At 74.1% G+C, this 14469-nt stretch carries 13 protein-coding genes and 1 riboswitch; of the genes, 7 read left to right on the plus strand and 6 right to left on the minus strand.

The genetic code is table 11. The annotated features are described in order from the left end of the window. Positions 1–91 precede the first annotated feature (91 nt). Positions 92–913, minus strand: a complete 822-nt coding sequence (gene phaZ / locus O2W20_RS20135; protein WP_269173400.1) for a poly(3-hydroxyalkanoate) depolymerase — start codon at positions 911–913, stop codon at positions 92–94. Next, positions 910–2676: a PHA/PHB synthase family protein gene (locus O2W20_RS20140; RefSeq protein ID WP_269173401.1), complete on the minus strand. Its 1767-nt coding sequence runs from the start codon at positions 2674–2676 to the stop codon at positions 910–912. The genes phaZ and O2W20_RS20140 overlap by 4 nt, the downstream gene beginning before the upstream one ends. A 391-nt stretch (positions 2677–3067) precedes the next feature. Between O2W20_RS20140 and O2W20_RS20145 the strand changes: the two genes are divergently transcribed. Then, positions 3068–4081, plus strand: coding sequence for a LacI family DNA-binding transcriptional regulator (locus tag O2W20_RS20145; protein WP_269173402.1), 1014 nt, complete (start codon positions 3068–3070; stop codon positions 4079–4081). 54 nt (positions 4082–4135) lie between these two features. On the opposite strand, the gene O2W20_RS20150 is transcribed toward O2W20_RS20145, so the two are convergent. The 3 genes from O2W20_RS20150 to O2W20_RS20160 all read right to left on the minus strand — a co-directional run bounded on the left by O2W20_RS20150 (position 4136) and on the right by O2W20_RS20160 (position 7327). After that, complete coding sequence (locus tag O2W20_RS20150) at positions 4136–5155, minus strand: iron-siderophore ABC transporter substrate-binding protein (protein ID WP_269173403.1); 1020 nt, start codon at positions 5153–5155, stop codon at positions 4136–4138. A gap of 80 nt (positions 5156–5235) precedes the next feature. Continuing rightward, positions 5236–6453, minus strand: coding sequence for an acetyl-CoA C-acetyltransferase (locus O2W20_RS20155; RefSeq protein WP_269173404.1), 1218 nt, complete (start codon positions 6451–6453; stop codon positions 5236–5238). 79 nt (positions 6454–6532) lie between these two features. Beyond that, the gene (locus O2W20_RS20160) at positions 6533–7327 is read right to left on the minus strand and encodes an SDR family NAD(P)-dependent oxidoreductase (RefSeq protein WP_269173405.1); all 795 of its coding nucleotides are present in this window, start codon (positions 7325–7327) and stop codon (positions 6533–6535) included. Between the two features lie 172 nt (positions 7328–7499). Between O2W20_RS20160 and O2W20_RS20165 the strand changes: the two genes are divergently transcribed. The 3 genes from O2W20_RS20165 (at position 7500) to O2W20_RS20175 (ending at position 10137) form a co-directional block, all read left to right on the plus strand. After that, on the plus strand, positions 7500–7724 hold the full coding sequence (locus tag O2W20_RS20165) for a hypothetical protein (protein WP_269160787.1): 225 nt from the start codon (positions 7500–7502) through the stop codon (positions 7722–7724). 4 nt (positions 7725–7728) lie between these two features. After that, positions 7729–7838: riboswitch (TPP riboswitch) on the plus strand. Continuing rightward, positions 7829–8839 carry an alcohol dehydrogenase catalytic domain-containing protein gene (locus O2W20_RS20170; protein ID WP_269173406.1) on the plus strand — a complete coding sequence of 337 codons (1011 nt, stop codon included), beginning with the start codon at positions 7829–7831 and terminating at the stop codon, positions 8837–8839. It overlaps the preceding riboswitch by 10 nt. 44 nt (positions 8840–8883) lie before the next feature. Next, a complete protein-coding gene (locus O2W20_RS20175) occupies positions 8884–10137 on the plus strand; it encodes an MFS transporter (protein WP_269173407.1) in 1254 nt (417 codons plus the stop codon). 37 nt (positions 10138–10174) lie between these two features. Here the strand turns inward: O2W20_RS20175 and O2W20_RS20180 are convergent, their stop codons facing one another. After that, entirely contained in the window at positions 10175–10867 is a 693-nt protein-coding gene (locus tag O2W20_RS20180; protein ID WP_269173408.1) for a maleylpyruvate isomerase family mycothiol-dependent enzyme, read from the minus strand. Between the two features lie 188 nt (positions 10868–11055). On the opposite strand from O2W20_RS20180, the gene O2W20_RS20185 reads away from it, so the two are divergent. Genes O2W20_RS20185 through O2W20_RS20195 form a run of 3 tightly spaced genes read left to right on the plus strand, consistent with a single transcriptional unit; the run spans position 11056 to position 14449 of the window. Then, entirely contained in the window at positions 11056–12717 is a 1662-nt protein-coding gene (locus O2W20_RS20185; protein WP_269173409.1) for an FAD-dependent oxidoreductase, read from the plus strand. Position 12718: 1 nt separating this feature from the next. Then, entirely contained in the window at positions 12719–14155 is a 1437-nt protein-coding gene (locus O2W20_RS20190) for an ATP-binding protein (protein ID WP_269173410.1), read from the plus strand. Between the two features lie 6 nt (positions 14156–14161). After that, positions 14162–14449: a UBP-type zinc finger domain-containing protein gene (locus O2W20_RS20195; protein ID WP_269173411.1), complete on the plus strand. Its 288-nt coding sequence runs from the start codon at positions 14162–14164 to the stop codon at positions 14447–14449. Positions 14450–14469 lie beyond the last annotated feature (20 nt).

Raw genomic sequence — 14469 nt, forward strand, 5'->3', positions numbered from 1 at the left:
CCTCCCCCTGGTGGAGGAGCTGCCGCGACCGTACGGCGGGGGTACGACACGTCGGCGAAGGCGCCGACCAGACCTCGTCCCAGCCTCGGGGTCAGCTGAGGAAGCGGTCCACGACCGGCGCCAGCTCCGGTGCCTCGGTGACCAGGGCGAGGTGTCCGCCGCGGTAGAGGTGCAGCTGGGCGCCGGGGATCATCCGGGCCATCAGGCGGGGGTTCACCTCGGGGATGATCGGGTCGTCGTCGCCGGCGATCACCAGGGTGGGCTGCTTGATCATGCGGAGCAGCGGGAGGCTCGACCAGCCGGCACCGGCGGCCAACTGGTAGTAGTACCCGCGCCGCGGGCCCAGCCGCGACTCGGCGTGCAGCACCTCGGCCGCGCGCTCGGGGTGCTGGCGCATCGTGCCGCCGTAGATCTCCCCCGCGATCGTCCGGGCGTAGCCGGGGTCACGGTGCCGCCGCGGGGTGAGCATCTTGGACAGCACCCGCGGGTGCGCCGGCACCATGAGCGTTCCCGTCCCGGTGGCGGCGAGCACCAGCCGCCGGCACCGCCGCCGGTGCTGTACGGCGAACTGCTGTGCCAGACCGCCGCCCCAGGAGAAGCCGAGGACGTCGACGGCCTCCCGGTGACCCAGCTTGGTGAGCAGCCCCGCGACGACCGGCGCGAACGTCATCATCGTGTAGGGCAGGACCGGCCTCGGGGAGCCACCCACGCCCGGGACGTCGAAGCGGATCACCTCACGCCGCGGGTCGAGCGCGTCGACGAAGGGCTGCAGCACCTCCAGGCTGGCGCCGATGCCGTTCAGCAGCAGCAGCGGAGTCAGCGTGCCGTCGCCGGGCCGGACCGAGACGCGCAGCGTCCGGCCCCCGACGGTGAAGGTGCTCAGCTCCGGGCCCACACCGCTCTCCTCGCTCATTTGTCGAACACGTACGTGCCGGGAGCCGCGCCCAGGGTGGGCTCGCCGCCGGCGAGCTCTGCCGGCGCATCGACCCCGTCGCCGGCCCGCTCACCCACCCACCGGGCGTAGTCGGTCCACCACGACCCCTTCTCGGTGTGTGCGGAGGCGAGCCACTCGTCGGCATCCGGGAGGTTGGGCGAGCCCGTCCGCCAGGTCGACTTCGGGTTGGTCGGCGGGTTCACCAGCGACGCGATGTGCCCGCTGGTGGAGAGCACGAAGCGGGTGTCCCCACCGAGCAGCTGGGTGGTCGCGTAACAGGACTGCCACGGGCAGATGTGGTCGGCGATGCCGGCGACCACATAGGCATCGAGCGTGACCGCGGACAGGTCCACCGGCGTCCCGAGCATGGTCGCCGCACCCGGCTTGGTCAGGGAGTTGTGCACCGCCATGTCCAGAAAGCCCCGGTGCAGCGCCGCGGTCATCCGGGTGGTGTCGGAGTTCCAGTAGAGGATGTCGAACGCCGGCGGGGGTTTGCCCTGCAGGTAGTTGTTGACCCAGTAGTTCCAGATCAGGTCGTTGGGCCGCAGCCAGGCGAACACCTCCGCCAGCGTCGCGCCGTCCAGGTACCCCTTCTTCGTCGACGCCCGGATGGCCGACTGGGCGGACTTCTCGTCCAGGAACGCCCCCACCGTCCCGCCGCGGGCCTGGTCGAGCACCGTCACGGCGAAGCACACGGAGGCGACCCGCTCCTGCTCGCCGATCGCGGCGAGGTGCCCGAGCACCATCGCGGTGATCATCCCGCCGGAGCAGAAGGACATCAGGTTGGTCCGCCGCGCGCCGGTGATCCGCTCCGCCGCGGCCATCGCGTCGAGCACCGCCTGCCCGTAGGTGTCCAGGCCCCATTCGGCGTGCCGCGCATCGGGGTTCCGCCAGGACATCATGAAGACCTGCTGCCCGTCGGCGACCATGTGCTCGGCGATGCTGCGGCCCTCGGCGAGGTCGGCGATGTAGAACTTGTTGATCGTCGGCGGCACCATCACCAGCGGGACGGTGTGCACCGTCGGCGTGGTGGGCTGGTACTGGATCAGCTCGAAGACCGGCGTCCGCAACACGACGACGCCGGGGGTGCGCGCCAGGTCCTTGCCCACCTCGAAGGCGTCCGGCTCGACCATCGAGGGCACCCGGGGCGCTGAGGACAGGTCACGGACCAGCCGCCTGGTGCCGGACACCGCGCTGCGCCCGCCCGTGTCGATCGCCGTCTTCCACGCCGAGGGGTTCAGCGCCGGGTTGTTGCTGGGCGCCAGGGCCTCGACGATGTTGGTCACGGAGAACCGGATCCGCTCGTCGTGGGCCCACGGCAGGGCTGCGTCGTCGACCAGTCGGGCCGCCGTCTGCGCCGTCACCAGGTGCGCCTGCATGGCCCGCTTCAGCACCGGGTTGCCCGACCAGGCCGGATCGACGTAACGCTTGTCCTTGGCGTTCGGCGCCACCTCGGAACGGCCGAGCCCGATGCGACCCCACTCCCCGACGAGCCGGCCGGTGTGGCCGAGCACGGTGCGCGGACGGCGCGCCAGCGCCGCGGTGAAGCGGAGACTGCTGCTGACCGGCGGTACCAACCGGCGCAGCGGCCCGAGCGCAGCGTCGGTCAGGATCATGTCCAGCCCGGTGGCCGACTCGGCGATCCGCTCCGGCTCGGCATCGGGATCGCCGCCGGTGGTCGACGCCGCCACCGGTACGGACCGTGCGATGCCCTGCCCGGACGAGCGCGCGGGGCCGCTCACGTCGCACTCCTCGGGCCGAGCTGGACTGAGCGTGGTGGGGTGGTGCGGAGCTGGCACACGAGGGCTCCTCGTCTCGACACGCTGGCGGTCACGCGATGGTCCATCCGGGCGTACTGGACGTGATGCCCATCACACAGCCCGCAGGCCTGCGGGGCAACCGGGCAGCCAGGCGACGAGCCGCGTGCTGCTCTCCTCGTGCGGCACGCCGGGGGTGTCGACGTCCTGGCGCCCCACCAGGGGGCCAGACCAGGACACCCAGCGGGGACACATCGATCGCTACATCGAAAGACACATCGATGGGTGTGCCCTTCGCGGACAGCACACCTACACCCGCTGCCTGCTCACGGGGGAGGCGGTTTCACCCTTTCTCCACTTCGGTAGAAAGCGCGCTGTGCCCGCGACGCTGAACTCCGTGGCCGCGGCCGCGGGGGTCAGCACCAGCACCGCGAGCCGGGCCCTCTCCGGCCACCCCGCGGTGCTGCCCAGCACCCGCGCCCGGGTGGAGGCGGCCGCCGCCGCCCTCCAGTACCAACCCAACCGCACCGCCAGCGCCCTGCGCACCCGGCGCACGGGGCTGGTCGGACTGGTCGTCAACAGCCTGCGGACGGCGACCTTTCACACGATCGCCGAGACGCTGCAGGGCTGGGCCGCCGAGCACGACTACCAGGTGCTGATCTGCACCACCGGCGGCGACCCGGCGCGTGAGGCGGCGTTCCTGCAGATGGCCCGCCAGCACCACTTCGACGGCGTGGTGATCGCCGGTTCCGGCGCGAACACCGACCTGGTGAACGTCCTGGTGCAGGAGGGCCGTGCGGTCGTGACGATGAACCGCGAGGTGCCCGGCTCGCTGGCCCCCTCGGTGATGTCGGCCTACGAGAGCGCCGCCCGGATGGCCACCGAGCACCTGCTCCAACTGGGGCACACCCGGATCGCCGCGATCGAGGGCACGCCGGAGGTGACCTCCGGCCGGCTGCACCACGCCGGCTTCCTGGTGGCGATGACCACCGCCGGCGTCCCGGTCCACGACGAGCTGGTGTGCCGGGGGCCCTTCACCCCCGACTTCGGCCGGTGGGCCGCCAGTCAGCTGCTCGACCTGGCCGAACCGCCGACGGCCCTGCTGGTGACCAACCACGAGGCGTCGTTCGGCGCACTGCCGGTGGTCGGGGACAGTCATCTGCGGGTGCCCGAGCAGCTGTCGGTGATCTGCACGGAGGACGAGCCGTTCTACCAGTGGTGGTCACCGCCGGTCACCACCGTGGACAACCGCGCCGAGCTGCTGGCCACCAGCGCCGCCGAGCTGCTGCTGGCCGAGCTGACCGCTGGGGGGTCAGCTCAGCCGGCACCCCGCGCCGAGGTCGTGCCGCCGGTGCTCGTCGAGCGGGGGACGACGGCACCGCCGGCCTGACCCCCACCGGGCCGCCGCGTCAGGTGACCACGCCGGCCCGGTGCTGCGCTCGGTTCAGCCGACCACCTCGGACAGCTCCGGGGCGAAGCCGTCCAGCAGGTAGGGCAGGCTCAGGGCGCTGGCGAACTGCAGGGCCGCGTAGTCCTCGCCCTCGATGAAGACCGACCGGCCCTCGGCGACGGTGGGGAGCCCGGACAGCACCGGGTCGCCCTCGATCCCCGCCCGCTCGGTGTCGGAGCCGGACTGGAAGACCAGCACGTCGGCGTCGAGCATCCGGGCCTCCTCCCGGCTGACCGTCCCGTAGAAGTCGCTCTGCGCCGCGGCGTCCAGGGCCGGGTCGACGACCATCCCCAGGTCCAGGAAGAACCGGGTGCGGGTGTCGTCGGAGGTGTGGAAGGGGTACTCGCCCTCGTAGGCCGGGCCGGAGAGGGTCACCGTCTTGCCCTCCAGCTCCGGGTGCTCGGCCCGCGCCGCCGCGATCTGCTCCTCGACGTCGGCGATGAGCTCCTCGGCGCGGTCGGGCCGGCCGAGCGCCTCGCCGGTGATCCTGGTCTGCTCCTGCCACGGGGTGCCGAAGGCGATGAACTCCTCCGGCTGCACGACCGTCGGGGCGATCGCGCTGAGCGTCTCGTACTCGTCCTCGGTCAGGCCGGCGGTGACGGCCATGATCAGGTCCGGGTCGAGCGCGGCGATCTGCTCCGGGTCGACCTCGGCGCGCGGCAGGATCTCCGGGTCGGCGTCCCCGGCAGCCTCGTCGGCCCACGGGAAGAAGACGTCGTCCTCGGGGCCGAAGGCGTACCGGACGGCGACCGGGACGACGCCGAGGGCGAGGATCGCGTCCTGCTCGGTGTAGCCGAGGGAGACCACGCGCTCGGGCTCCGCGGGGATCTCCGTCGTCCCGTAGGCGTGCTCGATGGTGACCGGGAAGGCCGAGTCGCCGGCCGAACCGGTGGCGGCCGCAGCCGGCTGCTCGTCGGACTGTGACGAGCAGCCGGCCAGGACGGCGACCGCGAGGACGGGGAGGGCCACGGAGCTGGTGAACGTGCGTCGCGCGAGCGACCGGGAGAGCAACATGGTGTTGTTCTACCTGAGGGCAGCCTTACCTAACTAACCGGTCGTCTCCCTCGTTGCCCGATCGAGACCTGCCGGTGGGGTCAGACCACCCGCTCGAACACCGCGGCGAGCCCCTGCCCACCGCCGATGCACATCGTCTCCAGGCCGTAGCGGGCCTCCCGGCGGCGCATCTCGTGGGCGAGCGTGGCCAGGATCCGGGCACCGGTCGCGCCCACCGGGTGCCCGAGGGAGATCCCGGACCCGTTGACGTTCACCCGCTCGCGGTCGTCCGCGCCCAGGCCCCACTCCCCCAGGCAGGCCAGCACCTGGCTGGCGAAGGCCTCGTTGAGCTCGATGAGGTCCATGTCGGCCAGCGTCAGCCCGGTCTGCTTCAGCACCGCTGCCGTGGCCGGGACCGGGCCGATGCCCATGGTCTCCGGCGGCACGCCCGCCACGGCCCAGCCGGTCAGCCGGACGAAGGGCTGCCAGCCGCGCCGGTCGGCCTCGGCGCGGGTGGTCACCACGCACACGGCGGCGCCGTCGTTCTGGCCGGAGGCGTTCCCGGCGGTCACCGTCGCCTCCGGGTCTACCCGGCCCATGACCGGGCGCAGACCGGCCAGGTCCTCCATGGTCGTGTCGGGGCGGGGGTGCTCGTCCTCGGTGACCGTGCGGGCCGGCGTCTTGCGGGTGCCGGGCACCTCCACGCCGATGATCTCGTCGGTGAACCGGCCCTCGCGGATGGCGGCGCCGGCGGCCTGCTGGGAGCGCAGCGCCCAGGCGTCCTGCTCGAGCCGGTCGACCGAGTACTCCCGCCGCACGTTCTCGGCGGTCTCCAGCATGCCACCGGGCACCGGGTGGTGCAGGCCGCCGGCGGTCTCGCGGGCCCGGGCCAGCCGGTCGTGCAGCATGACGCCGTCGCCCTTGGCCCCGCTGCGCAGCCCCAGCGCGTAGTGCTCGACGTTGCTCATCGACTCCACGCCACCGGCCACGACGACCTTGCCGGCGCCGGCCGCCACCTGCATCGCGGCGTAGATGACCGCCTGCAGGCCCGAGCCGCACCGCCGGTCGATCTGCAGGCCGGGCACCTGCACGCCCAGGCCGGCGTCCAGCGCGGCGATCCGGCCGATCGCCGGGTTCTCACCGCTCGGGCTGCAGTTGCCGAGGATGACGTCGTCGACCTCGCCCTCCCCCAGCCCGGTTCGTTCGACCAGCCCACGCAGCGCGGTGGCGGCGAGCTCGTTGGCGGACAGACCGGCGAAGACCCCGCCGAATCGACCGACGGGCGTGCGGACCGGGGAGCAGATGACGACGTCGTCCATGCCCCAACTCTGCCAGCCCTCGGCCACTCCCGGGCAGCGGAACCGACCGCTGGCCGGAAGCCGACGCCCGGCGGAGACGTCAGTCGCGCGGCTTGGCGATCACCTCGTGGGCGGAGGACTTGACCGAATCGGGCAGGACCTTGCTCATCGCCTCCTGCGCCCTGGTCATCAGCGAGCCGGCGAGCACCTCCTTCTTCCCGGCCATGAGCCCCTCAAAGCCCTGCGCGGCGACCTTGGCCGGGTCGTCCTTGGGCCCCTTGCCCATGGCCGTGCCCTCCAGGTCCGCCCGGTCGAAGAAGTCGGTGTCCGTGGGGCCGGGCATCAGCGAGGTGATCGTGACGGCGGAGTCCTTGAGCTCCTGCTGCACGGCCTCGGTCAGCGACTGGACGAAGGACTTCGAGGCGTTGTAGACCGGCTGGTAGGCCCCCGGCATGGTCGCCGCGACCGAGGAGGTCACCAGCACCCGCCCGACGTTGCGGCCGGTCATCTGCACGAGCACGAGCTTCAGCAGCGCGGCGGTGGAGACCACGTTGAGCTGCATGACCGCCAGGTCCTCGGCCCAGTCGGTGTCGACGAAGGCACCCCCACGGCCCACGCCGGCGTTGAGCGCGGCGGCGTCCAGCGGCCGGCCGAGGCCCAGCACCCGGTCCCACAGCTGCTCGATCCCCTCGGGGGTGCGCAGGTCGGCCTGGACGGCGATCACCTCGGTGCCCTCGGCGCGCAGCTTCGCCGCTGCGGTGTCGATGCCGGCGTCCTCGGCGTCGACCACCAGGTCGAAACCGTGCTGGGCGAACTGCTTGGCGAGCTCGAAGCCGATCCCGCTGGACGCCCCGGTCACGAGGGCGAGCGGCGTGGTCGGCGTGGTGTTGGTCATGGCCGCGCGGTACCCGGCTCCCGCCCGGACCTCACCCGCGGACGACCACCTTTTCGGTCGCCGGCGTCCGAGCCCGGTGCTGGCGGCCGCACCCGGGGTCAGGGGGCACGGCCAGGGAGCACCCTGGCACCCCCTGCTGACGGTTTCCTGTGCGTCGGCTCAGACTCGGCCCATGACCGAGGACACCGGGCCGGCCGGGAACGCCGGCGTGATCTGTTCGGCGAAGGGCTGCCGGGAGCCGGCGTCCGTCGTCCTGGTGTGGAACAACCCGAAGGTGCACACGCCCGACCGGGAGAAGACCTGGACCGCGTGCGAGGCACACCGCGAGCAGCTCTCGCACCACCTGGCGATCCGGTCGTTCCTGCGCCGCGTCGAGCCGGTCACCCCCCTGCGGTAGCTTCAGCGGCGCACACGGGAGCCCGGGCGCGGGCTGAGAAGGCGGACGACCACCGCCGACCGTCCACACCTGATCCGGTTCATGCCGGCGGAGGGAGCTGCTCGATGCTCGCTGCTCGATTCCACGCACCCGGTCGACCCCTGGCCCTGGACGACGTCCCGGTGCCCGAGCCCGCCCCCGACGAGGTGCGGGTGCGGGTCGGCGCGGCCGGGGTCTGCGGCACCGAGCTGCACTTCACCGACGGCCTGTACGCCCCGTCCCGGACGCCGATGACCCTGGGCCACGAGGCCGCCGGCACGGTCGACGCGGTGGGGTCGGCGGTCACCGGCTGGGCCGAGGGCGACCGGGTCGCCGTCTACTACTACCTGTTCTGCGGCAGCTGCCGCTGGTGCCTGCGCGGCCGGCAGAACCTGTGCCTGGCCCCGCGCGGCGTGCTCGCCTTCGCCGCGGACGGTGCCTTCGCCGAGCAGCTGGTCGTCCCGGCGCACTGCCTGGTCCGGCTGCCCGACGAGCTCTCCTTCGAGGCCGCCGCACCGCTGTGCTGCGCCGGCACCACCGCGGTGCACGCACTGACCGAGGCCGGCGTCGAGCCCGGTGACGTGGTGGTCGTGCTCGGCGCCGGCGGCGTGGGCCTGGCGGCGGTGCAGGAGGCCCGGCGACGCGGCGGCGTGGTCGTGGCCGTCAGCCGGGACGACGCCCGCCGGTCGGCCGCCCGGACTGCCGGGGCCGTGGCCGCGGTCTCCCCCGCCGAGCTCGCCGAGACGGTGGCCCGGCTCTCCGGCGGGCAGGGCGCCGACGTCGTCGTCGAGCTCGCCGGTGTGACGGCGACCCTGGAGCTGGCGACGGCGGTGCTCGGCCGCCGCGGCCGGCTGGTGCTGGTCGGGTACAGCGCCGACGCACTGACGGTGAGCCCGCTGGGGATGGTGGTCGCCGAGCAACGGGTCATCGCCAGCGTGGGCAACACGCTGGCCGAGCTGGAGCAGGCGGTGTCCCTGGCCGCAGCGGGGCAGCTCGTGCCGCCGGTGGCCGGCCGGATGCCGCTGACCGAGGTCAACGAGGCGCTGGACCGGCTGCGCGCCGGGGACGTCGCAGGGCGGCTCGTGCTCACCCCCTGACGCCCCGCAGTCGCGCGCCGGGCGGCGTGTGAGGATCAGCGCTCGTGCGACCACGCGGCAAGGACACCCCCCTCCCCCGGGAGGTCGGCGTCCTGGCGATCGTCGCCTTCGTCGTCGCGCTCGGCTTCGGCATCGTCGCCCCGGCGATCCCGCTGTTCGTCCGCGACTACGGGGTCGGCACCACGGCCGTCGGGTTCGCCATCAGCGCCTTCGCCTTCTTCCGGTTCATCTCCGCCTTCGCCGGGGGCTCGCTGGTCGAGCGGATCGGCGAGCGCGCCGTGCTCGCCGCCGGGCTGGCGATCGTCGCGGTCGCCACCGCCGCGGCGGCCCTGGCCGGCAACTTCCCGCTCTTCGTCGCCCTGCGCGCCGCCGGCGGGGTCGGTAGCGCGATGTTCACCGTGGCCGCCCTCTCGCTGCTGCTGCGCACGGCGCCGGCGGCGCAGCGCGGCCGGGCCGCGGCCACCTACCAGGGCGGCTTCATCCTCGGCGGCATCGCCGGCCCGGCAGCCGGCGGGTTCCTGGCCGAGATCTCCCCGCGGCTGCCGTTCTTCGTCTACGGCGGCTTCCTGCTGATCGCCGGGGTCGTCGCGCTGGTCCTGCTCCGCCCGGCCGCGCTGCCCCCGGTGACCGGGGTGGCGACCGGTGTGCCGCCGGCTCTCGACCAGGTGAACGCCGGTGGGCCCTCGACCGCGGCCGTGCCCCCGGCGGGTGCCGACGGCGGCGGGCTGCGCGCAGCGCTGCGGTCCCGCGCCTACGTCGCGGCACTGGTGGCCAACCTCGGCGTGGGCTGGGTGCTGTTCGGCGTCCGCAACTCGCTGGTGCCGCTCTACGTGACCGAGGAGCTGGGCAAGACGGTGGCCTGGGCCGGCGCCGGGCTGCTGGCCGGATCGGTGGCGCAGGCCGTCGGGCTGCTGCGGGCCGGGCGGCTGGCGGACACCTGGGGCCGCCGCCCCTCGCTCCTGCTGGGGTCGGGGCTGGCGACCGCGGCGATCGCCGTCCTGGCGCTGCCGCCGAGCACCGCGGCGTTCCTGCTCTCGATGGCCACCTTCGGCCTGGGCGCCTCGCTGCTGGCCAGCGTGCCGGCCGCGGTGGTCGGTGACGTCAGCCCCGCCCGGGGCGGACGGGTGGTGGCGGTCTTCCAGATGGTCGCCGACCTGGGCGCGGTGGTCGGGCCGCTGGCCGCCGGCTGGCTGACCGACACCTTCTCCTACCAGGTCGCCTTCGCGGTCAGCGCGGCCGTGCTGGGTGCGGCGCTGCTCGCGGCGCTGGCGATGCCGCGGGACCGCCCGACCGCCTGAGCCGCGCGGCCCCGGCGCCGGGAGGTCCCGCGGCGGGTCAGAGCCAGGGGGCGAGGGTCGGCACCGGCCCGTCGGCCTCCAGCTCCTCCCCCGCGCTGCGTCCGGTGACCCACGCCGCGACCGCCGGCAGCGGACCGGCGACGGCCAGGGCACCGGTGCCCCACTCGCGGTCACCGGCGAACAGTGCCACGTCGGGCACGGTGTCGCGGCGGTCCCACATCCGGAACACGTCGTCGACCAGCGCGGCCAGCACGTCGTCCGGGATGTCGGTGAAGGCGACCCCCTCGTCCAGGTCGACGGCGTGCACCCACACCTCCCGGCAGCGCATCCAGGGCACCTCCGCAGCCGGCACCTGGCGCCCCTGGGCGGTGCGCACCTGCGCGGCCCAGGCCTCCTCGGGCAGGCCCCGGACGGCGGCCGCCAACCGGCCGGTCGCCGCGACCACCGCCGCGCGCAGCTCCGGCGCCGGCAGCTGCGCCGCCTCGTCGATCTGGGCGTCCCGCGCCTCCGTCGAGGCGTACATCGGCGTCTCCACCCCGGTGCGCGCCCAGGTGAGCAGGTTGACCAGCGCGTCGGCGTTGGCGGCCAGGTGCGCCAGGAGGTGCCGCCGCGTCCAGCCGGCCAGCAGCGAGGGCGCGTCCAGGTCCTCGTCGGTCAGCCGGCCCAGCGCCGTCCCGAGGAGTCGTTCGCCGTCCTCCCACCAGCCGAGCGTCTCGACCGGGGCGGTCATGGGCGGGTTCCGGAGGTGGTGTTCGGCGCGTCCATGACGCCACCCTGCCGCGCCGCACGCCGGTGTGCCAGAGCTGGTCGCGGTGAACGCAGGACTACCGCCGTTCACCTGCGCCCGGTTGGATGGAGGTGCCATCGGGGGCCTGCCCACCGGGGCGGTCCACCTCGACGGCCCCGACCGGAGGTGCCGTGCCCGCGCGACCCGTCCTGCTCACCGTCGACGACGACCGCGCGGTCAGCCGCGCCGTCGCCCGCGACCTGCGCCGCCACTACGGCGACCGCTACCGGGTCGTCCGCGCCGAGAGCGGCCGCGACGCGCTCGCCGTGCTGCGTGAGCTGACCGCGCGCGGCGAGGCCACCGCCCTGCTCCTCGCCGACCACCGGATGCCCGGGATGACCGGCGTGGAGTTCCTGGAGCAGGCGATGGACCTGGCGCCGACGGCCAAGCGGGTGCTGCTGACCGCCTACGCCGACACCGACGCGGCGATCCGGGCCATCAACGACGTCGACCTGGACCACTACCTGCTCAAGCCCTGGGACCCGCCGGAGGAGCTGCTCTACCCGGTGCTCGACGAGCTGCTCGAGGACTGGGCCCGCACCGCCCGGGCGCCGTTCGAGGGCATCACGCTGCTGGGCCACCAGTGGTCGGCGGAGACCCAGCAGCTCAAGGAGTTCCTGGCCCGCAACCAGGTGCCCTACCGGCACCTCCAGGGCGAGGACGCCGCCGGCATCCGCACGGCCGCCGACCTGGCGGACGACGCGACGCTGCCGGCCCTGCTCTTCCCCGAGGGCACCGTGCTCCGCCGGCCCACCCTCCAGCAGGTCGCCCAGCAGGTCGGGCTGGCCACGACCGCCGGCAGCCCGTTCTACGACGTCGTGGTGGTGGGCGGCGGGCCGGCCGGGCTGGGTGCGGCGGTGTACGCGGCCAGCGAAGGGCTGCGCACCCTGCTCGTCGAGCGCACCGCCACCGGCGGGCAGGCCGGCCAGAGCAGCCGGATCGAGAACTACCTCGGCTTCCCGCTCGGGGTGTCGGGCAGCGAGCTCGCCCAGCGGGCCCGCGACCAGGCCGTGCGGTTCGGCGTCGAACTGCTCACCGCCGCCGAGGTCGTGCAGATCGCACCAAAGGGCGATGGCCGGGCGCTGCTCTTCGCCGACGGCAGCCAGGTCGCCGCGCACGCCGTCGTGCTGGCCACCGGCGTCTCCTGGCGGCTGCTGCCGGCCGAGGGCGCCGCCGACCTCACCGGCCGCGGCGTCTACTACGGCGCCGTCGCGCACGAGGCCGCCGACTGCGCCGGCGATGAGGTCTTCGTCGTCGGCGCGGCCAACTCCGCCGGCCAGGCCGCGCTGCACTTCGCCCGCTTCGCCCGCAAGGTGGTGGTGCTCTGCCGGGGCACCGACATCCGGCAGAGCATGTCCGAGTACCTGGTCGCCCGGATCGAGGCCGACCCGCTGATCGAGGTGCGCACCTGCACCCAGGTGCGGGCCGTGGAGGGCGCCGACCACCTCGAGCGACTGGTGCTCGCCGACTCCCGCACCGGTGCCACTGAGGTGGTCCCGGCGTCCCGGCTGTTCGTGTTCATCGGCGCCTCGCCGCCCACCGAGTGGCTGGGCGAGGCGTTCCTGCGCGACGACCGCGGCTTCCTGCGCACCGGGCCCGCGCTGCTCGACGCCGAGGGCCGCCCGCCGCGGGACTGGCCGCTGTCCCGGGCGCCGTACCACCTGGAGTGCTCCGTGCCCGGCGTGTTCGTGGCCGGCGACGTCCGGGCCGAGTCGGTGAAGCGCGTCGCCTCCGCCGTCGGCGAGGGCGCCATGGCCGTCACCCTCGTGCACCGCTACCTGGAGGCGAACTGAGATGACCGCGAGCCACGGGCCCTCCTCGGGGGTCGACCTCGCCGAGGTGCGCAGCCTGTTCCTGTTCGCCGAGCTGGAGGACGCCGACCAGCGCTGGGTGGCCGAGCACAGCGACGTGCGGGTGTACGACGCCGACGTCGTCGTCTTCGCCGAGGGACAGCCCTCCGACGCGCTGTACGTGCTGCTGGAGGGCGGGCTGCTGCTGTCCAAGCACACCGACGGCGAGGACGTCGTCCTCAACGACACGACGCACCGGGGCGCCTACGCCGGCGCCGTCCGGGCCTTCACCCAGAGCCGCGACCCGAACTTCCAGACCACGCTCAGGACCACCCGGCCCAGCCGGTTCCTGCGGTTGCCGGCCGAGGACTTCGCCGCGCTGGTGCACCGGCTGTGCCCGATGGCGGTGCACCTGCTCGACGGCCTCTACGAGGGCATCCGGATGACCGAGTCGACGATGCGCCAGCGCGAGCACCTGGTGCAGCTGGGGACGCTGTCGGCCAACCTCGCCCACGAGCTGAACAACCCGGCAGCGGCCGCGGTGCGGGCCACCGAGCAGCTGCGCTCCCGGGTCGCCGGCATGCGCCGGAAGCTCGGCCTGCTGTCGGAGGCCGGGCTCTCCCCCGAGCTGGTCGGCCGGCTGATCAGGACCCAGGAGATGTCCGTCGAGCGGGCGCTCAAGCCGCACGCCGATCTGACCGCGCTCCAGGAGAGCGACCTCGAGGACGCGATCGCCGACCGGCTGGAGGAGATCGGCGTCGAGCAGGCGCTGGAGCTCGCGCCGGTGTTCGCCGGCTCCGGCATGGACGCGCAGTGGGTGGACGACGTCGTGGAGGAGGTCGACTGCGGGCTGGAGTGGGACGCCGCGTTCGGCTGGCTGCGCTACACCCTGGAGACCGAGGCGCTGATGGACGAGATCGAGGAGGCCACCACCCGGATCTCCTCCCTCGTCGGCGCGGTGAAGCAGTACTCGCACCTGGACCAGGCCCGGCACTCCGACGTCGACGTCAAGCCCGGGCTGGAGAGCACGCTGGTGATGCTGGCCCGCAAGCTCACCGGGATCGAGGTACGCCGGGACCACGCCACCGACCTGCCCCCGGTGCCCGGCTACCCGGCCGAGCTGAACCAGGTCTGGACCAACCTGATCGACAACGCCGCCGACGCGATGGACGGGTCCGGGGTGCTGACCCTGCGGACCCGGGCCGACCAGCACGCGGTGTTCGTCGAGGTCACCGACGACGGCCCGGGGGTGCCGGAGGCGGTGCGCCAGGACCTGTTCGAGCCCTTCGTGACCACCAAGCGGGCCGGCGACGGGAGCGGGCTCGGCCTGGACAACGCGAGGCGGATCGTCGAGCGGCGGCACGGCGGGTCGCTGACGTACACGACCGGTCCGGAGGGGACGACGTTCTGCGTCCGGCTGCCGCTGAGCCGGACGCACTGACCGGCCATGTCCTGGCGGGTGGACGGGGACGCCGTCTGTCGGCATGCCGCGGGGCTGCCGGCCGCGCCCGGCCCGGCCGAGGCGTGCGCGGACTGCCTCCGGGACGGCGGGCAGTGGGTGCACCTGCGGCGCTGCCTGAGCTGTGACCACGTGTCGTGCTGTGACTCCTCGCCGCAGCGGCACGCCACCGCGCACGCGACCGCGACCGGGCACCCGGTGGTCGCCTCCGCCGAGCCGCGCGAGCACTGGGCCTGGTGCTACCCCGACCAGGTCCTCCTCCTCCCCCAGCGGTGACACCGGCCGGGGGGCGGACC

It is taken from the genome of Modestobacter sp. VKM Ac-2982, assembly GCF_026967935.1.
Classification (GTDB): Bacteria; Actinomycetota; Actinomycetes; order Mycobacteriales; family Geodermatophilaceae; genus Modestobacter.